Annotated in this window: 16 protein-coding genes, 3 tRNA genes and 1 pseudogene; 11 read left to right on the top strand and 9 right to left on the bottom strand. The window is 75.2% G+C overall.

What is annotated here, in order from left to right:
- Positions 1-11: 11 nt before the first annotated feature.
- The 7 genes and pseudogenes from pelF (at position 12) to ACFVUH_RS18395 (ending at position 7,882) form a co-directional block, all read left to right on the top strand.
- The gene (gene pelF, locus ACFVUH_RS18425) at positions 12-1,517 is read left to right on the top strand and encodes a GT4 family glycosyltransferase PelF (protein WP_387914295.1); all 1,506 of its coding nucleotides are present in this window, start codon (positions 12-14) and stop codon (positions 1,515-1,517) included.
- Positions 1,514-3,028: a hypothetical protein gene (locus ACFVUH_RS18420; protein WP_355360686.1), complete on the top strand. Its 1,515-nt coding sequence runs from the start codon at positions 1,514-1,516 to the stop codon at positions 3,026-3,028. Before pelF ends, ACFVUH_RS18420 begins: the two co-directional genes overlap by 4 nt.
- A 146-nt stretch (positions 3,029-3,174) precedes the next feature.
- Positions 3,175-4,167, top strand: a complete 993-nt coding sequence (locus tag ACFVUH_RS18415) for a GDP-mannose 4,6-dehydratase (protein ID WP_355360689.1) — start codon at positions 3,175-3,177, stop codon at positions 4,165-4,167.
- Positions 4,168-4,238: 71 nt separating this feature from the next.
- A pseudogene (locus ACFVUH_RS18410) lies at positions 4,239-4,946 on the top strand (NDP-sugar synthase); the annotation flags it as partial.
- A 176-nt stretch (positions 4,947-5,122) separates the two neighbouring features.
- Positions 5,123-6,028 (top strand): NAD-dependent epimerase/dehydratase family protein, encoded by a 906-nt coding sequence (locus ACFVUH_RS18405; RefSeq protein ID WP_387914293.1) that lies wholly within the window; start codon positions 5,123-5,125, stop codon positions 6,026-6,028.
- Entirely contained in the window at positions 6,025-6,729 is a 705-nt protein-coding gene (locus ACFVUH_RS18400) for a spherulation-specific family 4 protein (protein ID WP_387914292.1), read from the top strand. The genes ACFVUH_RS18405 and ACFVUH_RS18400 overlap by 4 nt, the downstream gene beginning before the upstream one ends.
- 34 nt (positions 6,730-6,763) lie before the next feature.
- The gene (locus ACFVUH_RS18395; protein WP_387914290.1) at positions 6,764-7,882 is read left to right on the top strand and encodes an endo alpha-1,4 polygalactosaminidase; all 1,119 of its coding nucleotides are present in this window, start codon (positions 6,764-6,766) and stop codon (positions 7,880-7,882) included.
- A gap of 57 nt (positions 7,883-7,939) precedes the next feature.
- On the opposite strand, the gene ACFVUH_RS18390 is transcribed toward ACFVUH_RS18395, so the two are convergent.
- Positions 7,940-8,140, bottom strand: coding sequence for a hypothetical protein (locus tag ACFVUH_RS18390; RefSeq protein ID WP_387914288.1), 201 nt, complete (start codon positions 8,138-8,140; stop codon positions 7,940-7,942).
- A 127-nt stretch (positions 8,141-8,267) separates the two neighbouring features.
- Between ACFVUH_RS18390 and ACFVUH_RS18385 the strand changes: the two genes are divergently transcribed.
- Entirely contained in the window at positions 8,268-9,233 is a 966-nt protein-coding gene (locus ACFVUH_RS18385; protein ID WP_387914287.1) for an aldo/keto reductase, read from the top strand.
- Positions 9,234-9,307: 74 nt separating this feature from the next.
- On the opposite strand, the gene ACFVUH_RS18380 is transcribed toward ACFVUH_RS18385, so the two are convergent.
- The 6 genes from ACFVUH_RS18380 to ACFVUH_RS18355 all read right to left on the bottom strand — a co-directional run bounded on the left by ACFVUH_RS18380 (position 9,308) and on the right by ACFVUH_RS18355 (position 14,200).
- Positions 9,308-10,276 carry a C40 family peptidase gene (locus ACFVUH_RS18380; protein ID WP_387914286.1) on the bottom strand — a complete coding sequence of 323 codons (969 nt, stop codon included), beginning with the start codon at positions 10,274-10,276 and terminating at the stop codon, positions 9,308-9,310.
- The gene (locus ACFVUH_RS18375; protein WP_387914285.1) at positions 10,273-11,601 is read right to left on the bottom strand and encodes an SPFH domain-containing protein; all 1,329 of its coding nucleotides are present in this window, start codon (positions 11,599-11,601) and stop codon (positions 10,273-10,275) included. Before ACFVUH_RS18375 ends, ACFVUH_RS18380 begins: the two co-directional genes overlap by 4 nt.
- A gap of 187 nt (positions 11,602-11,788) precedes the next feature.
- On the bottom strand, positions 11,789-13,417 hold the full coding sequence (locus tag ACFVUH_RS18370; protein ID WP_387914284.1) for an Ig-like domain-containing protein: 1,629 nt from the start codon (positions 13,415-13,417) through the stop codon (positions 11,789-11,791).
- A gap of 333 nt (positions 13,418-13,750) precedes the next feature.
- Positions 13,751-13,826, bottom strand: a tRNA-Arg gene (locus tag ACFVUH_RS18365).
- 31 nt (positions 13,827-13,857) lie between these two features.
- A tRNA-Arg gene (locus tag ACFVUH_RS18360) sits at positions 13,858-13,933 on the bottom strand.
- Between the two features lie 173 nt (positions 13,934-14,106).
- Positions 14,107-14,200, bottom strand: a tRNA-Ser gene (locus tag ACFVUH_RS18355).
- A gap of 179 nt (positions 14,201-14,379) precedes the next feature.
- Here ACFVUH_RS18355 and ACFVUH_RS18350 point away from each other — a divergent pair.
- The gene (locus ACFVUH_RS18350; protein ID WP_387914283.1) at positions 14,380-18,066 is read left to right on the top strand and encodes a PAS domain-containing protein; all 3,687 of its coding nucleotides are present in this window, start codon (positions 14,380-14,382) and stop codon (positions 18,064-18,066) included.
- Positions 18,067-18,139: 73 nt separating this feature from the next.
- Here the strand turns inward: ACFVUH_RS18350 and ACFVUH_RS18345 are convergent, their stop codons facing one another.
- Positions 18,140-19,801, bottom strand: a complete 1,662-nt coding sequence (locus tag ACFVUH_RS18345) for a long-chain fatty acid--CoA ligase (protein ID WP_387914282.1) — start codon at positions 19,799-19,801, stop codon at positions 18,140-18,142.
- Between the two features lie 230 nt (positions 19,802-20,031).
- Here ACFVUH_RS18345 and ACFVUH_RS18340 point away from each other — a divergent pair, with 230 nt between their 5' ends.
- Positions 20,032-20,229: a hypothetical protein gene (locus ACFVUH_RS18340; protein WP_355360722.1), complete on the top strand. Its 198-nt coding sequence runs from the start codon at positions 20,032-20,034 to the stop codon at positions 20,227-20,229.
- Between the two features lie 23 nt (positions 20,230-20,252).
- Here the strand turns inward: ACFVUH_RS18340 and ACFVUH_RS18335 are convergent, their stop codons facing one another.
- Complete coding sequence (locus tag ACFVUH_RS18335) at positions 20,253-21,128, bottom strand: DUF1906 domain-containing protein (RefSeq protein ID WP_387914281.1); 876 nt, start codon at positions 21,126-21,128, stop codon at positions 20,253-20,255.
- Between the two features lie 398 nt (positions 21,129-21,526).
- Between ACFVUH_RS18335 and ACFVUH_RS18330 the strand changes: the two genes are divergently transcribed.
- Entirely contained in the window at positions 21,527-22,348 is an 822-nt protein-coding gene (locus ACFVUH_RS18330) for an EamA family transporter (RefSeq protein WP_355360933.1), read from the top strand.
- Positions 22,349-22,418 lie beyond the last annotated feature (70 nt).

Here is a 22,418-nt window from a genome sequence, read left to right as displayed (position 1 = left end):
GGGGGACACAGATGCGCGTCACCCTGCTCACCGAGGGGACGTACCCGCACCAGCACGGCGGTGTGAGTGTCTGGTGCGACCAGCTCGTGCAAGGCATGCCGGACGTCGACTTCGACATCATCGCCGTCACCGGCACCGGCCACGAACCACTGGCCTGGGAGCTGCCCGCCAACGTGCGGTCGGTCACCACCGCCCCGCTGTGGGGCCCGGCCTCGGAGGCGAAGGCCCCGCGCGGCAAGGAGATGCGCCGCTTCCTCAACGCCTACGAACGGTTCCTGCACTCCCTCCTGGACCCGGTCTACACCACCCACTTCGGCACCGAGCTCTACGGCTTCGCCGACCTCGCCCAGCGCGGGCTGCTCAGCCCGGCGCTGCGCAGCGAGCGCGCCCTGCGCACCCTCCAGCACGTCTGGACCCGCGACTACCTCTCCACCGCCGTCTCCCGGCCCACCATGCACGACGCGCTGAACGCCACCGACCTGCTGGAGCACGCGTTGCGCCCGCTGTCGGTCGAGCCGCCGCGCGACGGCGTGGCGCACGCCGCGAGCGGTGGTCTGGCCACGCTCCCGGGGCTGATAGCCGCTCAGCAGTTCGGCGTACCGTTTCTCCTCACCGAGCACGGCATCTATCTGCGCGAGCGCTACCTCGGCTACCGCACCGGCCCCTACCGCTGGCCGGTCAAGGCCCTGCTGCTGGGCTTCTACCGGATGCTCGCCGAGGAGAGCTACCGGCGGGCCGCGCTGGTCACCCCCGGCAACCGGTACAACCGGCGCTGGGAGGAGCGCGGCGGCACCCCCTCCGCGCACATCCGCACCGTCTACAACGGCGTCGACCCGGCGGCCTTCCCGCCCGCCGGGCCGGAGCCCGAGACCCCGACGCTCAGCTGGGCCGGCCGGGTCGACCCGATCAAGGACCTGGAGACGCTGATCCGCGCGTTCGCTCTCGTGCGGCGCGAGATACCCGACGCCCGGCTGCGGCTGTTCGGCGGCACCCCCAAGGGCGGTGAGGCCTACCGCGAGGCCTGCGAGGCGCTGGCCGCCGAACTCGGCACCGGCGACTCGGTGGTCTTCGAGGGCCGGGTCGCGGACATCACCGACGCCTACGCGGCCGGGAACGTGGTGATGCTCTCCTCGATCAGCGAGGGCTTCCCGTTCACCCTGATCGAGGCGATGTCCTGCGGACGCTCCACCGTCTCGACCGACGTCGGCGGCGTGCGCGAGGCGGTCGGCGACACCGGCCTGGTCGTCCCGCCGCGCGAGCCCGAACCCATGGCCGCCGCGGCGATCGAGCTGCTGCGCGACCCGGAGCGCCGGGCCCGGCTCGGCGAGCAGGCCCGGCTGCGGGTGATCGAGCAGTTCACGCTCCGCCAGAACATCGACGGCTTCCGCGGCATCTACACCGAACTGCTGGGCACCTCCCGCTGGCTGCCCGAGGGCGTGGTCGCCGTCACCGACGGACCGCCGGACCCGGACTGGGAGCAGCCGACCGAGCGCGAGCGCAGCGAGGTGGGCGCATGAGTGGGCCTCTGCGGCTCGTACCGAACGAGGCCGACGAGACCGTCCAGCTGCGGGTACTGCCGCTGAAGCGGCGCCGCCCGACCCTGCCCGAGCAGCGCCCCGGGCCGGAGGCGGACCAGCTCGAACTCTCCCCCGACCCGCTGGACGAACTCGCCGATCGGCTGCAGGACATCTGCGCCGACGCCGTCCACCCCTACGAGATCGCGGCCTTCCTGGAGGCCGACGGCCTCTCCGACGAACAGGCCGGCCTGCTCTACGGCCGGCCCGACGCGTTCACCGTCGCCGAGGAGCTGTTCGAACGGGTCGAGCGCCGCTACCCCGGGCCGAGCGCCGAGTTCGCCAACCCCTGGCGGGCCGATCCCTGGCGGTGCGTCGTACGCGGCCTGGTGTTCGCCCTGCCCGGCCTCGGCTACCTGCTCGGCGCCAACCTGTTCGCCGCCGACCGGATGCGCTTCGGCCTGCCCTCGGGCATGCTCGCGCTGTCCGTCGCGACCCTGGTCAGCTGGTCCTGGAACCAGGCGCTGGCCCACCGCGCGTACGCCTGGCTCGGCCGTGGCCGGCGCCGGTCGGCCGCGGCCTGCCTGGCGATCGGGGCGCCGCTCGGCGCGCTGACCGCGGCCGCCGCCGGGTACGTGGTCGGCGGGCCGCTGGGCGCGCTCTGCTTCGCCGCCGGGCAGTCCGGCTACCTGGCGGCCGCCACCGTGCTGCTGGTGCTCGGCCGGGAGAAGTTCCTGCTGCTGGCGCTGGCACCGTCGGCGGTCGGCGCGGGCGTGGTGCTCGCCGTCTCCGTGCCGCAGGCCGTCCGCACCGCGGTGCTGCTGGCCTCGCTCGGCCTGGCCGTCGGGCTCGCCGCCCGCGAGCTGCTGCGCTGCCGGCGCGCCGAGGCGGAACCCGTCCCGCTGCGGCTGCCGCTGCACCAGGAGATCCCGCACCTGCTGTTCGGACTCGCGGTCGGCACCCTGACCCTGATCGCCGGACTCGGGGTCACCGTCCACCAGGCGGTGAGCACCGGCAGCGCCCAGGGCGCCTCGGCCAGCCCGACCGGCCCGGCGATGATCGCCCTGACGCTGAGCCTCGGCCTAGCGGAGTGGCTGCTCTTCCGCTACCGGGCGATGGCGGTGGCCGCGCTGCGCACCAGTCACACCCCGGTCGAGTTCGCCCGCCGCACCGGCGGCGTGCTGCTCGGCTGCCTCTTCATCTACCTCACCACCGTGGCCGCCCTCGACGCCGCCGCCACCGTGCTCTGGCCCGGCGCCCCCGCGCTGGGCGTCCCGGAGCTCGGCGCGCTGCTGCTGCTCGGCGGCTCGCTCTGGCTGGCGCTGCTGCTGAACGCCTTCGGGCTCAGCTGGAGCACCGCCCTCATCTGTCTGGCAGCCGCGGGCGCCGAGTGCGCCGGGCTGCTGACCGGTTGGGACCCGACCGTCCTGCAGCTGATCGGCTGCGGGGGTGCGGCGGCCGTCCTCACCAGCACCGCCGGGCCCGTGCTCGGCCGCACCACCAGACACCGCTGAAACGGGCACCGCTGAACAGCGCACCACGGAACCAGCACCGACGGAACAGCACCACCCGTACCGGCCCGGCCGGGTCACCACAACCGTCGCACCACCCGGCCGGACCCGCACGACACGTCCCCTGAAGACACAGGAAGCGATTCACCATGAGCAGCGTCGCCGTCACCGGAGCCGAGGGATTCATCGGCTCCCACCTCGTCGAGACCCTGGTGGCCGACGGCCACCGGGTCCGCGCGATGGTCCAGTACAACTCGTTCTCGTCGTTCGGCTGGCTGGAGACCCTCTCGAAGGAGGTGCTGGACTCCGTCGAGATCGTCCTCGGCGACGTCCGCGACCCCGGCTCCGTCAACGGCCTGGTCAAGGGCACCGAGGCGGTCTACCACCTGGCCGCCCTGATCGCGATCCCGTACTCCTACCTGGCCCCGCACTCGTACGTCGACACCAACGTCACCGGGACCCTGAACGTCCTCGAGGCCGTGCGCCACCAGGAGATCCCCCGCCTGGTGCACACCTCGACCAGCGAGACCTACGGCACCGCGCAGACCGTGCCGATCACCGAGGACCACCCGATCAACACCCAGTCCCCGTACGCCGCCTCCAAGGCCGGCGGGGACCGGCTGGCCGACAGCTACCACGCCAGCTTCGGGACCCCGGTCGTCACCCTGCGCCCGTTCAACACCTTCGGCCCGCGCCAGTCGATGCGCGCCGTCATCCCGACCGTGATCGCCCAGCTCGCCGCCGGCGAGACCGAGATCACCCTCGGCGACCTGCGCCCGACCCGCGACTTCATGTTCGTCAAGGACACCGCGCTGGCCTTCCGCACGGTCGGCACCGCCCCCGCCGAGACCGTGGTCGGCAGGACCTTCAACGCCGGTACCGGCGGCGAGATCTCGGTCGGCGACCTGGTCACCCTGGTCGGCAAGCTGATGGGCGTGGACGTCACCGTCAAGGAGGACGAGCAGCGCATCCGCCCGGCCAACTCCGAGGTCATGCGCCTGGTCGCGGACGCCACCCGGCTGCGCACCGCCACCGGCTGGGCCCCCCGGTTCTCGCTGGACGAGGGTCTGGAGCAGACCATCGAGTTCTTCCGCGACCCGGCGAACCTGGCCCGCTACAAGACCGACATCTACAACGTCTGACCCGGCTCCGCCTTCCGTCCGCTCCCGGCACCGAAGGCCCCTTGTCGAACCGACTTCTGTGGGGGAACCACATGCACGCAGTGATCCTGGCCGGCGGTAAGGGCGTACGCCTCCGCCCGTACACCACCGCGCTTCCCAAGCCACTCGTCCCGATCGGCGACCAGCACGCGATCCTGGAGATCGTGATGCGCCAGCTCGCCGCCGCGGGCTTCCAGACCGTCACCCTGGCCATCGGCCACCTCGGGCACATCATCCGCGCCTACGTCGGCAACGGCTCCCAGTGGGGGCTGCGGGTCGGCTACGCCGTCGAGGACAGCCCGCTCGGCACCCTCGGCCCGCTGCTCACCATGCAGGACCGGCTGCCGGACAACTTCCTGGTGATGAACGGCGACGTCCTCACCGACCTGGACTTCGCCGGGGTGCTCAAGCACCACGAGGCGTCCGGGGCCCCGCTCACCATCGCGACCTACGCCCGCCAGGTGAAGATCGACTTCGGCGTGCTGACCGCCGAGGACGGGGCGATCACCGGCTTCCAGGAGAAGCCGAGCATCGACTACCGGGTCTCGATGGGCGTGTACGGCGTCTCCCGCGCCGCGCTCGCCCGGTACACCCCGGGCCTGCCGCTGGGCTTCGACGAGCTGGTGCTGGACCTGCTGGGCGCCCAGACGCCGCCGTCCGCCTACGAGTTCGACGGCTACTGGCTCGACATCGGCCGCCCGGACGACTACGACCGCGCCAACGCCGAGTTCGCGCTCAACCGCTCGCTGCTCCTCCCGGGCGAGCCGGCCGACGCCGTCCCGGCCGCCGGGGAGGGCCTGTACGCCGTGCCGAACGGCCAGGCCCTGCCGATCCCCGCCGCCAGAACCGCCCCCGAGGCCGCCGACGGGCAGCCGACGGCCACCGCGGCCACGGCGGCGACCGTCCCCGCCGGCCCCGAGAACGACGGACGGGCCGCGTGAGGATCCTGCTGCTCGGCGCCGACGGCTTCCTCGGCCGGCACGCCGCCACCGCCCTGCGCGCACTGCCCGGCGCCACCGTGCTGACCGCCGGGCGGCGGCCCGACCACGACCTGCGGCTCGACCTGGCCTCCGCCCAGGCCGGCCCGCTCGGCGAGGACCTGGCCGCGCTCGCCCCGGACGCGGTGGTCAACTTCGCCGGCGCCGTCTCCGGCAGTGCCGTCACCCTCGCCGAGGTCAACGCCCGCGGGCCGGCCGTGCTCTGCGAGGCGCTCGGCCAGGGCGCCCCGAAGGCCCGGCTGGTGCACATCGGCTCGGCCGGCGAGTACGGCGTCTGCGCCCCCGGCGACTCGCTCGCCGAGGACGCCGACGCCCGCCCGGTCGGCGTCTACGGCGCCACCAAGCTGGCCGGCTCCCTCGCGGTGGCCGGTTCGCCGCTGGACGCCGTGGTGCTGCGGGTGTTCAACCCGGTCGGCCCCGGGGCCCCGGCCGGCTCGCTGCCCGGCCGGCTCGCCGCCGAGCTGCGCCGGGCCGCGCCCGAGGGTGCCGACGGAGTGGTGCGGGTCGGGGACCTCTCGGCCCACCGCGACTTCGTCGACGCCCGGGACGTCGCCCGTGCCGTCACGCTCGCCGTGACCGCCCGGGAAGCGCTGCCCCGGGTGCTCAACCTGGCCTCCGGGCACGCCCGGCCGGTCCGGGCGATCGCCGACGGTCTGGTCGCGGCGGCCGGGTTCGCCGGCCGCATCGACGAGAGCGGCGCCGGTTCCGAGCGCTCCGCGGCCGTCTCCTGGCAGCAGGCCGACGTGTCGGCCGCCGCCCGGGCCCTCGGCTGGCGCCCGGAGACCGGACTCGACGAGACGCTGCGCGACCTCTGGCTCTCCACCGAACCGCTGGTCACCGCATGACCGGGGGCAACCACCCCGACGGCCGCCTGCTGGTGCCGCTGTACGTCCACCCCGCGGTGGACCCGGCGGCCTGGCAGGCGGTCGCCGCCGCCGATCCCAAGCGCATCGCCGCCGTCGTGCTCAACCTCGCCGACGGTCCGGGCGAGCCCGACCACGTCTTCACCGAGGCCGCCGAGGAGCTCCGCAAGGCCGGCCTGCCGCTGCTCGGCTACGCCGACACCGACTACGGCCGGCGGTCGCACGCGGCCGTGGTGAACGACATCCTGACCTACCGTCAGCGCCACGGAATCTCCGGCGTCTACCTCGACCAGGTGTCGGCCGCGCCCGGCGCGCTGCCGCACTACCGGCGCCTGGCCACCGCGGCCCGGGCCGCCGGCTGCGCCACCGTGGTGTTCGGCCACGGCGACCACCCGGACCCCGGGTACGCCGAGGTCGGCCTGGCCGATCTGCTGGTCACCTTCGAGGGCGACTGGGCCGCCTACCAGGCGCTGGCCCTGCCGCTGTGGACCGGCCGGCACGCCGCCGCCCGGTTCTGCCACCTGGTCTACGACGTGCCCGCCGAACGGGCCGGGGAGGTGGCCGCGTTGATCGCCGCCCGCCGGGCCGGGGTCGGCTGCGCGGTGCCGGGCGCCGGGGAGAACCCCTGGAGCACCCTGCCGCACCAGCTGACCGCCGGACGGCCGCTCACCGAACCCATCTGAGAACGCATCCGACCCGATCCGGAGTCCGTGCACCGTGACCCGCGTTACCCGGCCCGTGTGGGCCGCCCTCGCCCTCGCCACCGCCACCGCGCTGCTGGCGACCTCGTGCAGCAGCTCCGGCTCGGACGACGAGGACGACACCTCGGCCGACGCCGGCGCGAGCGCGCCCCCGGCGGCCACCGCCGCCCCCGTCCCGGGGACTCCGAGCACCCCGGCCACCCCGGACGCCCCGGCCGCGCCGAGCACCCCCGGCACGCCGGTCACCCCGGACGCCCCGGCCGCCACCACGGGCCCGGGCTCGCCGACCGCGTCCGGCCGGCCGTCGGCCCCGTCCGGTACCCCGGGCACGCCCGGCACCCCCGGCACGCCCGGCACCCCGGCCGCCCCGGGCACGCCCAACACCCCCGGCACGCCCGGCACTCCGGGAACCCCCGGCACGCCCGGCTCGGCCGGCGCGCGCTGGCAGCCCACCCCCGGCCTCGCCTGGCAGTGGCAACTCGGCGGCTCCGTCGACCAGTCCGTCGACGTCCCCGTCTACGACGTCGACGGCTTCGAGACGGACGCCTCCGTGGTCGCGGCCCTGCACGCCAAGGGCCGCAAGGTGATCTGCTACATCAACGCCGGTTCCTGGGAGGACTTCCGCCCCGACTCCGCCGCCTTCGCCCAGGCCCTCCAGGGCTCGGGCAACGGCTGGAAGGGCGAGAAGTGGTTCGACATCCGCAAGATCGACCAGCTGAAGCCCCTCATGGCGGCGCGCTTCGACATGTGCCGGCAGAAGGGCTTCGACGCCGTCGAGCCCGACACCATCGAGGCCTACAACCAGAACAGCGGCTTCCCGCTGACCGCGGACGACCAGCTCCGCTACAACCGCATGCTCGCCTCGCTCGCCCACGAACGCGGCCTGGCGATCGGTCTGAAGAACGACCTGGAGCAGGTCCCGGCGCTGCTGAACGACTTCGACTTCGCCGTCAACGAGGAGTGCGCGCAGTTCGACGAGTGCGCCCGCCTCTCCCCCTTCATCCAGGCGGGCAAGGCGGTCTTCCATGTCGAGTACAAGCTGGGCACCGAGAAGTTCTGCGGCCGCACCAAGGCCCTGGGCTTCAGCTCGATGCAGAAGAAGCTCGAACTGGACGCCTGGCGGAAGCCCTGCTGAGGGAACAGGGACCGGCACCAGCGGGCCACCGGACCGCCAGGCATTCCACCGCGCGGACTACTTGACGGCCAGCCAGACGACGGCGCCCAGCATGGCGAGGGCCACCACGGCGATGACCGCGATCATGCCGGTCCGGCTGCCGCCGCCGGTGTTGCCGTAGGTGTTGACGGAGCCCGGCGCCTGCGGTGCCGGGGTCTCCTCGACGAAGGCCCGGAACATCTGGGTGCTGCCGGCGGGGTCGTACTCGTTGTCAGCCATGGCAGGGACTCTAACGAATCCGCGGACCACCCCGACACCCGGTCTCCGTGCTGCGGACGTGCAACGGGCGTGTGAAGTACGCCTCGTTCACGGAATGCCGGCCCGGCCGATCGGGTTGACTCGGACCATGACCGATTCCCGCAGCGACGCCCCCCGTTACGTGCAGCTCGGCAACTCCGAGCTCTCGGTGTTCCCGCTCTCCCTCGGCGGCAACGTCTTCGGCTGGACCGCCGACGAGGCCGAGTCCTTCGCCGTCCTCGACGCCTACACGGCGGCCGGCGGCAACTTCGTCGACACCGCCGACACCTACTCCTCCTGGGTGCCGGGCAACACCGGCGGCGAGTCCGAGGCCATCATCGGGAAGTGGCTGCGCAGCCGCGGCAGCCGCGACTCCGTGGTCATCGCCACCAAGGTCGGCCTGCACCCCGAGGCCCGCGGGCTGAGCGCGGCCAACATCAAGGCCTCCGCCGAGGGTTCGCTGCGCCGCCTCGGCGTCGACCACATCGACCTCTACTACACCCACCAGGACGACGACACCCCGGTGGAGGAGTTCGTCACCGCCCTCGACGCGCTGGTGCGCGAGGGCAAGGTGCGCGCCGTCGCCGCCTCCAACATCGGCGCCGAGCGGCTCGCCGAGGCGCTCGCCTTCGCCGAGCGCGAGGGCCTGGCCGCGTACACCGCCGTCCAGCCGCACTACAACCTGGTCTCCCGCAGCACCTTCGAGGGCCCGCTGGCCGACGTGATCGCCGCGCACGGCCTCGCCACCGTGCCGTACTACGCGCTGGCCTCCGGTTTCCTCACCGGCAAGTACCGCCCGGGCGGCGCCGAGGTGGCCAGCGCCCGGGCCGAGGGCGCCGGCCGCTACCTGGACGACCCGCGCGGCCCCAAGGTGCTGGACGCGCTGGACACGGTGGCCGCCGAGCACGACGTCGAGCCCGCCACCGTCGCCCTGGCCTGGCTCGCCGCCCGGCCGACCGTCGCCGCCCCGATCGCCAGCGCCCGTACCGTCGGCCAGCTCCCGCCGCTGCTGGCCGCCGCCGGGCTGGAGCTCACCCCGGCGCAGACCGCCCTGCTGGACGACGCCTCCGCCTGAGCACCGTCACCCGAAAGGGGCGCGCCGTCCGCAGCCGGACGGCGCGCCCCTTCGTGTCCTCCCGTGCCGGGCCGCTACGGCCGGCCGAAGTGGGTCGGGTAGAAGCCGCTGCTGATCGTCGACACCCGGACCGTCTTGCCCGGCCGGGGCGCCTCGACGAACTTGTTGTCGCCCAGGTAGATCCCCACGTGGTGGATGCCCGAGGCCCGGCCGCTGTCCGACCAGAACAGCAGGTCGCCGCGGCGCAGCTGCCCCGCGCCGATCGGCGTGGTCGCCGCGTACTGGTCGTCGGCCACCCGCGGCAGGCTGATGCCCGCCCGCCGGTAGGCCTGCTGCACCAGCCCCGAGCAGTCGTAACCGGAGGGGCCGTCGCCGCCCCACACGTACGGCTTGCCCAGCTGCGCGAGCGCGTACTCGATCGCGGACTCCATGCGGCCGGCGGACCGGGTCCCGGCCTGGGCGGGCGCGGTGGTGGTGCCCGAGGAGGCCGCACCGCCACCGGACTGGCCGGTGCGGCTCAGGTAGACGTCGTAGTGGCTGGTGTACCGCCACTCGCCGCTGCTGTTCTTGAACCAGTACTTCTCGCCGTCCCAGCCCTGGCGGATCCCGCCGGAGCCGGCCGAACCGTTGGTGGCCGAGCCGTTGGTGGCCGAGCCGGCGCCGGACCCCACGGCGTCGGTGTACACGCTGTAGTGGCTGGTGTACCGCCACTCGCCGTCGCCGTTCTTGAACCAGTACTTCGAGCCGTCCCAGCCCTGCTTGCCCGGCGCGGCGTGCGCGGCCCCGGCCCCCGCCGTCAGGCCGACCACTCCGGCGCCGGCCAGCACCGTGGTGGCCAGGCAGGTATTTCGCACCGCCCGGTGTATTCGGCCTCCCCCGTACGGCTCCGCCGGGCGGGCGGCGCGCGGCCGCACCACGCAGTTCGGGCAGGCGCAGCCGGTGATCGCCGGGATCGTGCCGAGGCTCTCCTCGAAGCCGATCAACGCCGTGTCGTCCGCATCCGCGAACACCGCGGCGGCGTCCGTGCCGGTGGCTATCCTCATGCCGGTCGTCCTTCCTTCCGCCCGGCCCGGGCGGCCGGGGGCGGTACCGAGGCGGCCACTCCGGCCGGGGCGACGAAGGCGACCAGCAACTGTTCCATCAGCGCGCTCCGGGCGGCCTCGTCCAGCTCATGCGCGGTGGCGCGCTCCAGTCGGCGCACGGCGAGCGCCGCCGCCTCCACGGCGTCGTCCACCAGCACGGTGCGCAGGCCCGCGTCCAGATCGGCCAGCCGGCGGCGGCGCATCGACTCCGCCACCTCCGGTGCGTAGTCCAGCGCCAGCGGCTGCACCGAGTAGACCTCGAGCCCGGCCGGCGCGACCTCGGCGGCCAGCGCTCTGGTCAGTTCGTCAGCGAACCACTGGCCGTCGCGCAGCGCGGGACCGGGCGCCGCGTTGCTGTCGCAGGGCAGCGTGGAGGCGGTCCGGGTGAGCACGGCCTGGACCTGCTCGCGCAGGTAGCTCTCGTGGTCCTCGATCGCCAGCATCGCGCGGGCGGTGTCCTTGACCCGCCAGACGATCAGCAGCCGGACCACGATCGGGGTGCCGGTGCGGTCGACGACCTTGACCGGTTCGCTGCGCCAGTGCCGCAGCCGGACGTCCACCCGACGGCGGCGCAGCAGCGGATTGACCCAGACCAGACCGGTGCGGCGGACGGTGCCCCGGTAGCGGCCCCAGCGGGTGAGCACCCGGGTCTCGCCGCCCGCATTGGCCAGCAGACCCGCGAGCGAGAGCACGACGAGCAGCCCGGCGGCGGCCACGGCGGCCACCGAGCGGGCGGTCACCTCGGCCCCGCCGGCGGCCCGGGCGGCCTCCGTGCGCAGGTCGGGCAGCGCGTCCCAGTGCGGGATGACGCCGTCGCGCAGCAGCACCAGCAGCACGGCGGCCGTGCCGAGCAGCAGCCCGAGCAGGGCGACCCAGCCGGGCAGGGCGGCGGCGGCGTGCTCACGGAGCGTCTGGTCGGCGCGCGGGGGCCGGCGCGAGGTGACGGCCGTCGCCGCCCCGGTCGGGGCGCCCTCCGGCTCGTCCGCGGCCAGGGCCGTCGAGGTCACCGGCGGCAGCGGGGCGGTCGGCGTCGGGCGGACCGCCGGGTCCACCGGGTCCGCCAGCTCCAGCGGATCGCGCAGGTCGATGTGCCTGCCGTCGGCCGGCCCCGGGACCACCGCGATCGGGGTGGTGGCCGGGCCGTGGTCGGTCGGCTGGGCGGGCTTGGATGCCCTCGCCGCCCTCGCCAGCGGGCTGGAGCCCGAGGCGGAACGTTCCGGCATTCCCGGGGGAAGCGTCTTGGGCAGGTGGTCGGGTCGCTGCGAAGAATCGCGGGTGACGTCCATGCACGGATCCTCAGGTTCAGTGTGTCGCGCAACGGGCGGCCCGGATCTGACGGGCAGTGCCAGGGCCAGGCTAAGTTCATACGTCATCAAATGCGACATTTGAACCGGTGCGTGTCGACATTTACTGACGAATCATCCGAGCCCGGACCTGACGCGCAGGCACATGAGCGGACAGGGGGAGAGCGGCTCAGTGCCGCCCGGGACCGGATCCCCGGCCGATCACCCGACGGGTGATCAGCCCGATACCGGTGAGCACCAGCAGGACCGCGGCGAGCACGCCCCGCCAGCCGTCCGACGGGTGCCGGTCGGCGGCCGTCGGCGACGACGGGTCCTCGGCGGCGGTGGTCTCGGCCACGGCGGCGCCCGCGGCCCGGACCGTCGGCCGTGCTCCGCCCGGCGGCGGCGCGGCCGGCACCCGCTCGGCCCGCTCCCGGTCCGGGGCAGCGGAGGGGGCGGCGGCCGAGGCCGACGGCGCCGCCGGGGCGGGAGCCGGGACCGTCGGCGCCTGGGGCGTCGGGCTCGGGGCGGACGCGGCCGGGGCGGGAGCCGGACCGGGCGCCGTGGGTACGGGCGTGGGGGTCGGCGCCGGAGTGGGGGCCGCCGACCTGGCCACCGCGCCGATGGCCGGTGGCACGACAAACGGCAGCAGCCCGCTCGGAACGGGGGCCACCACGGTGACGGGCGCGGCGGCGGACGCGGGCGCGGCCGGAGCGGGGGTGGGAACGACCGGGGCGGGAACGGCGACGGTCGGTACCGGGGCCGCCGGCAGGGCGGGCGACGGCCGGCCGGCCGGAGCAGGAGCGGGAGCGGCCGGGGACGGCCGCGCCGGCACCGGGACCGAGGGCGACGCCGACGCCGACGGCGATGGCGACGGCGACGCGGTGACCGCCGGCGACAGGGCGGTCACGGATGGCCGGGGAGCCGAGGGCGCGGCCTGCGAGGGGGTGACCACCGGCGAAGGCGCCGCGGCCGTCGACGCTGAAGGCGACGGCGACGGCACCGACGACGGCGTGGGCGTGGGCGTGGGCGTCCGCGTCGGGAACGGCGGGAGCGGCGGGAGCGGCGGGAGCGGCGGGAGCGGAACCTGCGTCGTCGCCGCCGGCCGACCGATCGTCTCCACCCGGACCGCCACCGCCTCGGCCGCCGTACTGTTCCCCGCCAGGTCGGTCGCCGTGACGATCAGCCACCGCTCCCCGTCCGTCAGATCCCGGTTGGCCGTGCACGTCCAGCTGCCGTCGACCGCCGCCGTCGCTCCGCAGGCGACGATCCGCGCGGGCCCGTCACCACGGTCCGGCCCCGCGGTGACGAGTACCCGCGCGCCCGGTTCGGCCTTCCCGGCCAGCCGGGGCCGGGCGACCCGGACGGTCTCCCCGGCGGCGGGCGCGGTGAGCAGCGGGCCGTCCGGCGGCACGGTGTCGACCACCAGCTCGGCCGACTGCCCGGCGGTCCGGTTCCCGGCGAGGTCGGCGGCGAACGGGGTGAGCCGGTGCGGCCCGTCCACCAGGTTCTCCACCGGCAGGCAGGACCAACCGCCGTCGGCCCCGACGGTCGTGTAGCAGAGGTCGTCCTCCTGGCCACCGGACGACCGGTCGGTGACGACGACGGTGCCGCCCGGCTCGCCGGTGCCGGTCAGCCGGATGCCGGGGTCGTTGGTGGACGCGGAAAGGGTGAGCGTGGTGGTGCCGCCCTGATGGAGGCCGGAGGACGGGCGGTCCGGCTCGATCTGCCGGGCGGCCGAGGGCGGCGGATTCCAACCGATCACCAGTCCGGTCGCCAGGACCGCGGCGCCGGCCGCTGCCGGGAACTGTCGGTTCATCCGGCTCTCCTTCGCATCGGCTGCCGGAGCGGCCTGGATGGCCGGGCAGTCTGGACACAAGATCAGACAAAACGGAATCACGATCCTGAGCCGGTCATATGGCGACACTTGCACTCTCGGCCGCATGACACCCGATTGGCGGTCCTCCGTCCGGCAGGACGGGATGTACCCGAAAGAACCGCATTTCACCCCTTGCGCGAGGTATCGCGAGGGGTCGCGGGCCGTTGCCGGCCATCGCGGGCCACCGAGGGGGCGTCCGGGCGGCACCCCGGCCGGGCCGAACCGGACCCGGGAAACGCAGAAGCCCCCGGCCAATGGCCGGGGGCTTCTCGCTGGTGCGCTCAGCAGGATTCGAACCTGCAACCTCTTGATCCGTAGTCAAGTGCTCTATCCGTTGAGCTATGAGCGCAAGTGCCGGGCGGACCCGGTCTTGCGGGGTTTGGTGCGCTCAGCAGGATTCGAACCTGCAACCTCTTGATCCGTAGTCAAGTGCTCTATCCGTTGAGCTATGAGCGCTCGCCCTGGCGAACGTTCCTCCGGGGCGGTGCGGGGACAACATTACATGACCTGCGGCGCGGGGCGAAATCGGTTGATCCGGGCGCCCCGGACCCACCGGCCGAACGCCCTTCCGATCATGTTCGGACATGCGAAGAGCCCCGCCGACGAGATCGTCGGCGGGGCTCTTCGGCTGGCGGAGGCTGAGGGATTTGAACCCTCGATCAGGAATAACCCCGAAACCGCATTAGCAGTGCGGCGCCATAGACCGGACTAGGCGAAGCCTCCTCCACATGGAGCAAGCCCACGTGCGCGGACCCGTTCCTTGTGCCTGTGATGATGCCACAACCCGGGGGCCCGGCACCAACCGCCGCCAACGTTACTAGGCGGGTCGTCCCCGCCGCAAAGAAGAATGAGATACTGCCGTCTCCGGAGAGAGCTGCCCTGAGCCGAGGAGACCTGTCGACGTGAGCAGCAGGCCGATCCGAGGCGCTGCTCGCCTCGCCGCCATACTCGACGCCCTGCCCGACGCGCTGCTGCTGGTGAACAGCAACGGCACCGTCGTCGATGCCAACAACGCGGCCGTCCAGGCGCTCCAGGCACCGGGGACCTCACTGGTCGGCATGGGCGTGCTCGACCTGCTCCCGGAGTTCGACCCCAGTCGGATCCCCGGCTCGATGCGGCCCGCCGCCCGCGAGGACGAGGCGCTCGACCGCCCGGTGCGGATGACCGCCCGGCGCACCGACGGCACCACCTTCCCGGTCGAGGTCTCCGGCAACGACTTCGACGACGACGGCACCGGCACCAGCGCCGGCACCGGCTACGCGCCCCCGGCGCCCTACGACCCCTACCGCGAGGGCTCCCGCTCCTCCGACCTGCTCCTGCTGCTGGTCCGCGACCTGACCGGCCGGCTCGGCGTCGAGGCGGAGCTGCGCCGCCAGCACAAGCAGACCGAGATGATCCTGCGGGCCGCCGCCGAGGGCGTGGTCGGCGTCGACCTCGAAGGCCGCTGCGTGCTGGTCAACCCGGCCGCCGCGCACATCCTGGAGTACCGGGCCAGTGAGCTGGGCGGCCGGGAGCTGCACCCGCTGATCCAGCACTCCCGGGCCGACGGCACCCCGCTGGCGCTGGAGGAGTCCGCGCTGCTGGACACCCTGACCTCCGGGCGCAAGCACCGGGTGCGCGGCACCGTGCTGTGGCGCAAGGACGGCCGCCCGGTCACCGTCGACCTCACCACCGCCCCGGTCCGGGACGGCGACCAGCTGGTCGGCGCCGTGATGACCTTCACCGACCGCAGCCGCGAGCTGGCGCTGGTCGCCCGCAACGAGCACCTCACCGCCGTCCTGGAGAGCGAGCTGGGCGGTGCGCTGACCGCGCTGCACCGGCGGATCGACGCGCTCGCCGCCGACCCGGCCGGGCAGCTCTGGCCGGAGGCCAACTGGACCCTTCGCCGGCTGGCCGACGAGTGCCGCCGCTACGGCAAGCTGATCGAGGGCGTGCTGGCCCACCAGCGCTCCGAGGCCGGCGAGAGCGGCGCCGCGGACGGCAAGGGCCCCGCGGCCGACGGCAAGGGCGGTACGGAAGACGGCAAGGGCGGGCGGAAGAGCGCCGAGCGGGTGCCGGTCGCCCTGGACAAGGTGGTCCGCCGGGCCGTCGAGCACGCCGGCGAGCTGGTCGGCGCGGGCCGGGTGCGGTTCTCCGTGCACGCCGCCGCCGTCGAGGTGATCGCCGACGAGCAGCGGCTCGCCCAGGCGCTGGCCCACCTGGTCGCCGACGTCAGCGGCATCGGCCTCGCGCTGGACGACGTCGCCCCCGAACTGCCCTCCCCCGGACTCGCCGCCCCCGGCACGCCCGCCCTGCCGCCGGCCGGCGGGGACACGCCGGCCGTGGTGCTCGCCGCCGCCCAGCGCGGCGAGGTCGCCCGGGTGGAGATCCGCGGCCCGGGGCGCGGCGGCAGCCCCGTCCACCTGCCGATAGCCCGCGCGGTGGTCGAGCGCCACGGCGGGGTGCTCCAGCCGCACGAGCTGCCGGGACGCGCCGGAACCACGTACGTCGTGGAACTGCCGCTGGACCCGGCCGCCGCCAAGGCCGCCGCCGAGCGCGCGTCCGCCGAGGGCCGGTCCGACCGGCCGAAGGAGAGCGACAGCGCCGTCCTGCCCGACCTGCCGGGCATCCCGCAGCTGCCGACCGCGGCCCCGGCCGAGGAGCCGGCCGCCGCCGAGGGCACCCCCGCGAAGGCTCCGGCCGAGGCCCCCCGGGAGGGCGCGCCGGACGGTTCCGCCGACGCCCGGAGAGCCGAGGCCGCGGCCGGACCGTCCCCGGCCGGCGGTGCGCCGGGCGAGGAGCCGGTCGTCGAGCAGCGGCGCGGACGCCGCGGCCGGCCGGCCGTGGAGCTGCCGCCCGCCGCCCCGGAGCAGCCGGGCCGCGAGGCCGCCGAACCCGCCGCCCCGGTCGGCGCCATCGCCCCGGACATCCCCGCCGACCAGTGGCCCAACGCCCCCGCCCGGATCGAACGGGCCGTCCCCGAGCAGTGGAACGGCACCGGCAACGACCCCGCGTACGGGCGCCAGAGCCTGGGCGGCCCGAGCCGCCCGCAGAACGACCCCTGGGGCAAGGACGACGGCCGCTCCGGCACCGCCTATGCCGTCCCGGTCGACGGCGGGCGTCCGGACGGGCGCCCCGGCGACCCGAACGGCGCGGTCCCCGGTGACGGCGAGCGCCGGGCCGCCGGCGGCGAGGGCGCCGCACGCACCCCGATCGCGCTCGGCCCGGGCGGCGGCGACTCCGCCCCGAAGGCCCCGGCCGGCCACGACGGCGGGGACGCCGAGCCCCGGCCGTCCCGGCGCCGCCGCGCGCTGCCCGGCGCCGAGGACTCCTCCGGCGGGTTCGCCCTGCCCGGCGGCACCGAGACCCCCGTCTACCCGGGGCTGGAGCACGCCCTGCCGGCCGGTCCGGCGCCCGCGCCGCCCGAGCCCGCCGCGCCCACGCCGACCGGCCGACGGCGCCGGCTGGCCGTGCCGCCCGGGCCCGGCGGCGAGGCCGGCGGTCCGGCCGCGCCCGAAGCCGGCCCGGCGGGCGGCTCCGCGCTGCCCGCGCTGCCGCCGGCCGTCCCGGCGCTGCCCGCCGCCCCCGGCGACGAGCAGCGCGAGGGCGGCCCGCGCCCGGTCGGCACCGGCCTGGGCGAGCTGGCCCCGCCGCGCCCGTTCGGCGCGCCCGGTGCCCCCGGCCCGGCCGCCGTGGTGCCGGTGACACCGGTGGCTCCCGCCGCCGAGGCCCGGCCGCGGGCCGCCCTGGAGCTGCCCGCCGCGCCCGCCGCCCCGGCGGTCCCGACAGCCCCGCAGGCCGTCGCGCCGGTCGCCCTGCCGAGCGGCCGCGACGCCGTCGGCGAGCACCCCCAGCTGCCCGCCCCGGCCCCCGACGGCGGACCGCGCCGGCTGCTGGTCTGGCCCGAGCCCGACCCCGCCACCCGGCAGGCGCTCCAGGACCGCGGCTACCGCCCGGTGATCGTCCGCTCCCGCGAGGAGGTGGACGCGCAGGTCGCCGGCTTCCCGGCCGCACTCTTCGTCGACCCGCTGACCGGCCCGATCACCCGCACCGCGCTGCAGTCGCTGCGCACCGCGGCGCTGAACAGCCGGGTCCCGGTGCTGGTCACCGCCGGCCTCGGGCAGGCCACCCGGGACGCCGCGTACGGCGCCGACCCGGCCGTCCTGCTGCGCGCCCTCGCCCCGCGCGACGGCGAGAACCACGCCCCGCGCGTCCTGCTGGTCGAGGGCGACCCGGACATCGCCGCCGCGATGATCGGCAGCCTGGAACGGCGCGGCATGCACGTCGAGCACGCGGTGGACGAGAACGACGCCGTCGCCCGGGCCAGCAGCGTGCAGCCCAACCTGGTGGTGATGGACCTGCTCCAGATCCGCCGCCGCCGGGTCGGCCTGCTGGACTGGCTGCGCGCCAACGACCGACTGCACCGCACCCCGCTCGTCGTCTACACCTCGGTGGACCTCGACCCGCGCGAGCTGCCCCGGCTGCGCACCGGTGAGACGGTGCTGTTCCTCGCCGAGCGCTCGACCAGCGACGACGTGCAGTCCCGGATCGTCGACCTGCTCGGGCGGATCGGCGCCATGGGCGAGGCGGGCGTCGCCGCGGCGGGCTGACAGCCGTGCACGGCCGAGGGCCGGCCACCCCTTCCCGGGGTGACCGGCCCTCGTGCTCCCCGGCTGCTCCCGGCTACTCCTTGCCGAGCCGGGTGACGTCCAGCTTCCGCGCCGCGTAGTCGGCGCGGATCACCTTCTTGTCGAACTTGCCGACCGAGGTCTTCGGCACCGCCTCGACGATCGCCCAGCGCTCCGGCAGCTGCCAGGAGGCGATCCGCCCGGCCAGGAACGCGCGCAGCTCCGGCAGCCCGGCGGTGGCGCCCGGTCGCAGCACGACGGTGGCCAGCGGCCGCTCGCCCCACTTCTCGTCCGGAACGGCCACCACGGCGGCCTCGGCGACCTCGGGGTGGGCCATCAGGTGGTTCTCCAGGTCCACCGAGGAGATCCACTCGCCGCCGGACTTGATCACGTCCTTGGCGCGGTCGGTGAGGGTCAGGTAGCCGTCGGCGGTGATCGTGCCGACGTCGCCGGTGCGCAGCCAGCCGTCCTCGGAGAACTTGTCCTCCGGGCGCTGCGGGTCCTGTCCCGCGCCCCCGTAGTACGCCCCGGCGATCCACGGGCCGCGCACCTCCAGCTCGCCCGCCGACACCCCGTCGTGCGGCATCCGCTCGCCGCCCGGGCCGATCAGCCGGGCCTCGACGGAGGCCGGGAAGACGCCCTGGGTGACCCGGTACGGCCACTCCTCCTCCGGGGTCAGCCCGCCCGGGGGCTGGGCGAAGGTGCCGAGCGGCGAGGTCTCGGTCATGCCCCAGGCGTGCAGGACGCGGATGCCGTGCCGCTCCTCGTAGCCCTTCATCAGCGAGGGCGGGCAGGCCGAGCCGCCGATCACCACCATGCGCAGGCTGGAGGTGTCGTAGTCGCCGGCGTCCAGCTCGTCCAGCAGGCCGCTCCAGATGGTCGGCACGGCCGCGCTGACGGTGGGCCGCACCGCGGCGATCATCTCGGCCATCGGCTTGGGCTGGAGGAAACGATCCGGCATCAGCAGGTTGGCGCCGGACATGAAGGCGGCGTGCGGGATGCCCCAGGCGTTGACGTGGAACATCGGCACCACCGGCAGCGCGGTGTCGCGCGGGGTGAAGGCGAAGTTGTCGCCGGTGTTGACCTGGAGGCAGTGCAGGTAGACCGAGCGGTGGCTGTAGAGCACGCCCTTCGGGTCGCCGGTGGTGCCGGAGGTGTAGCAGAGCGCGGCGGCCCGGCGCTCGTCGATGTCGGTCTGCCAGGGGTAGGCGGTCGGCCGGTCCGCGATCAGTTCCTCGTAGTCGTGCACGCCGCCCGCGAAGCCGGCCAGCACCGAGCGGTCGCCGGGGCCGCTGACCACGATGTGCTTGAGCGTCGGGGCGAGCTCGGGCAGGACCGCGGCCAGCAGCGACAGGACGGTGCCGTTGACGATGATCACGCGGTCGGCGGCGTGGTTGACGATGAACGACAGCTGGTTCGCCGGGAGCCGCAGGTTGAGGGTGTGCAGCACCGCGCCCATCGACGGCACCGCGAGGTAGGCCTCCAGGTGCTCGGCGTTGTTCCACATCAAGGTTCCGACGACACTCGCGTCGGTGCAGCCGAGTTCGTCGCGCAGGGCCCGGGCGAGCTGCGCCGCACGGGCGCCGACCTCCGCGTACGTCCGGACCACCGGACCGGTGCCGTCCCAGGTGGTGACCGTCGACCGGCTGTGGATCGTGGACCCGTGCTCCAGGATCCGGGCGACGGTGAGCGGTACGTCCTGCATCGTGCTGAACACGGGTCCTCCTCGACCTGGGCGGCACTGCGGCTCCTGCCCCGGCCCGGCCGAACTACGGCTACTGGGCGGTAATACGGGCAGTACGGGCCCGATTCTGCCGCGCCGTGTCCCGGATGTCAGCATCCCGGCCGCGTTGCCCCGATCACGACCCGGCCACGGTCCGGCCGCGTTCTCCCCGGTCCGGCGGGGGCGGCCCGGGTGCCCGCCCCGGTGGCCGGGATACTGGAGCCATGGACGACGGACACGGCGAGCGGCGGGTGGGACGGGGTCTGGCCGGCTTCCGGCTGCCGTGCCCGTGCTGTTCCGGCGGGGTGCGGACGCAGGCGCGCAAGGGCCTGCGGGCGGGCCGCACCGGCACCGGGTACATCACCGAGACCTGCCGCTACTGCCAGGGCCGGGGCTGGCTGGGACTCGCGCTGCGGGAGTGACCGCCGGCCGGCCGGCGGGTCCGTCAGCCGGCCAGCGGGGCGTCGACCTGGTTGCGGTCGATGGCCAGCGTCGCTCCGCCGTAGGTCTCCTCGACGTTGCCGTGGTACTGGTGGACGCGCTGGTGCTGGGACCAGAGATCCGCGGTGAGCGGCCCGCCCCCGGTGGTGTCGGCGCGGTCGTCCCAGCGGGCGTACCAGAGGGTGTCGGGCAGCGGCGAGCTGCCGGCCCGGGCGGCCGCGGCGAGGTCGGCGATGCCGGAGTCGAGGCTGGAGTAGAAGCCGGAGCGGTAGCCCGCCGTGTGCAGCGCCTGGGTCCAGCCGACGGTGAAGTCGACGACGGCCTGGCCGCAGGCGGGATCGCGCACCGGGTAGGCCTCGATGTCCAGGAAGACCGGGCTGCCCTGGCCGATCCCGACCGCCCGCAGGCCCTGCACCGCCTCGGCCGCCTCCTCGCGCCCCTGCTGGGCGGCCCGGGCGGGGTCGATCCGCTTGGGCTTGTGCGTCAGGTCGCTGCACGGCGCCTGGAGGCCGACGTGGACGGGCAGGAACCGCCACCCCATCGCCCGGGCCTGCCGCACCCAGTCGGCGGTCAGCCTCGGCTGGGCGCAGCCGCGCTGGCCGCCGCTGGTGTAGATGCCGAGCGCCCCGTACGGCGAGGCGTCGCGCCAGGCCCGCAGGGTCTCCAGCGGGGGCGCGGTGCAGGCGTCGAAGGCCGCGCCGGCGTAGAGGTCGCGGGGCCGGGCCGGCGGCGGCCCGTGCCGGTCGGGCAGGACGGCGGCCCGGATGCGGGGGACGGCGGAGGAACGAGCGGCGGCGTCGGCCCTCGCGCCCGGACCGGCGGCGGCCAGCACGAGGACGAGGGAGGCGGCGGCGAGCGAGGCGGGGCGGAGATGGCGCACGCCGCCTTGATACTGACGGGCCGTCGGATCCCGCCCGGCGCCGCGCCGGGCGCACCGTCGGGGCTCACCCTTTCGGACGCACCCGTCCGCATCCGTCCCGATTCTTGTAACGAGCTTGCTGCCCAGTGGCTCCTTACGGCAAACTCGCCATCATGCCCACCTCCCATCCCAGCGAAACCTCCGCCCCGACGCCGGCCGCCGCCGTCGCCGAGGCGCTTGCCATGCCGCCCGCCCCCAAGGGCGAGCCCGCCGGCGAGCGGGGCAGCTGGCGACGAGGCGGGTCCCCGGGAGAGGGACTGCCACCGGACGCACGACCCGGCCGATCCACCGGCCGACGGTTCACGAACCTGCTGCGGCGCCCGGAGCGAATTCCGGCGCCGCTTCTCTGTGTCGTGGCGATGTTCCTCGTGCAGACCGGGATCGCGTTCTCCAAGCCGCTCTTCGGACCGCTCGGGGTGAGCGGCACCACCTTCCTGCGGCTGGGCTTCGCGGCGGTCGTCCTGCTGGCCGTCACCCGGCCCCGGCTGCGCGGGCGCCGGCCGCGCGACCTCGCCGCCGCCGCCCTGCTCGGCATGGCCTCGGCCGGGATGACCCTGCTGTTCGCCGGGGCGATCGACCGGCTGCCGATGGGCACCGCCGCCACCATCGAGTTCCTCGGCCCGCTCGCGGTCGCCCTGGTCTTCGCCCGTCGCGCCAGCCACCTGCTCTGGGCGCTGCTCGCGGCCGGCGGGGTGGCGCTGCTGACGCTGCTCGGCGAGGGCGGGGAGGGCGGCGGGCTCGACCCGGTCGGCCTGCTGTACGCCTTCGGGGCGGCGGCCTGCTACTCCGCGTACATCCTGTTCACCGACAAGGTCGGGGCAGCGTTCCAGGGCTTCCAGGGGCTGGCGGTGTCGATGACGGTCGGCGCGCTGACGGTGGCGCCGTTCGGGCTCGGCCAGGCCTGGGACGGGCTGACCGCGCCCGGTGCCTCGCCGGTGATGCTGCTGCTCGCGGTGGCCGGGGTGTCGCTGCTGCTGCCGGTGATCCCGTACGCGCTGGAGATGACGGCGCTGCGGCGGATGCCGCAGCGGGTGTTCAGCGTGCTGGTCAGCCTGGAGCCGGCGGTCAGCGCGCTGGTCGGCCTGGTGGTGCTGGGTCAGCTGCTGGGCGCCGCGCAGCTGGCCGGCATCGGCTGCGTGGTGGCGGCGAGCGTCGGGGCCACGCTGACCGGGCGGCGCTGAGGCACGGTGTCATGGTGAACCCGGGGGCGCGCATCGGCTCGATGCGCGCCCCCGGGCGTTCCGCTGTCCT

It is taken from the genome of Kitasatospora sp. NPDC058032 (assembly GCF_042885845.1).
GTDB lineage: Bacteria > Actinomycetota > Actinomycetes > Streptomycetales > Streptomycetaceae > Kitasatospora.
The sequence above is the reverse complement of the archived record's forward strand: the minus strand, read 5'-3'. Positions and strand labels throughout refer to the sequence as shown.

What these genes read in the sequence shown, in the direction of transcription:
- pelF (WP_387914295.1), top strand. Translation starts at nt 12, where the DNA reads ATGCGCGTCACCCTGCTCACCGAGGGGACGTACCCGCACCAGCACGGC.
- ACFVUH_RS18420 (WP_355360686.1), top strand. Translation starts at nt 1,514, where the DNA reads ATGAGTGGGCCTCTGCGGCTCGTACCGAACGAGGCCGACGAGACCGTC.
- ACFVUH_RS18415 (WP_355360689.1), top strand. Translation starts at nt 3,175, where the DNA reads ATGAGCAGCGTCGCCGTCACCGGAGCCGAGGGATTCATCGGCTCCCAC.
- ACFVUH_RS18400 (WP_387914292.1), top strand. Translation starts at nt 6,025, where the DNA reads ATGACCGGGGGCAACCACCCCGACGGCCGCCTGCTGGTGCCGCTGTAC.
- ACFVUH_RS18390 (WP_387914288.1), bottom strand. Translation starts at nt 8,140, where the DNA reads ATGGCTGACAACGAGTACGACCCCGCCGGCAGCACCCAGATGTTCCGG.
- ACFVUH_RS18385 (WP_387914287.1), top strand. Translation starts at nt 8,268, where the DNA reads ATGACCGATTCCCGCAGCGACGCCCCCCGTTACGTGCAGCTCGGCAAC.
- ACFVUH_RS18380 (WP_387914286.1), bottom strand. Translation starts at nt 10,276, where the DNA reads ATGAGGATAGCCACCGGCACGGACGCCGCCGCGGTGTTCGCGGATGCG.
- ACFVUH_RS18375 (WP_387914285.1), bottom strand. Translation starts at nt 11,601, where the DNA reads ATGGACGTCACCCGCGATTCTTCGCAGCGACCCGACCACCTGCCCAAG.
- ACFVUH_RS18370 (WP_387914284.1), bottom strand. Translation starts at nt 13,417, where the DNA reads ATGAACCGACAGTTCCCGGCAGCGGCCGGCGCCGCGGTCCTGGCGACC.
- ACFVUH_RS18340 (WP_355360722.1), top strand. Translation starts at nt 20,032, where the DNA reads ATGGACGACGGACACGGCGAGCGGCGGGTGGGACGGGGTCTGGCCGGC.
- ACFVUH_RS18330 (WP_355360933.1), top strand. Translation starts at nt 21,527, where the DNA reads ATGTTCCTCGTGCAGACCGGGATCGCGTTCTCCAAGCCGCTCTTCGGA.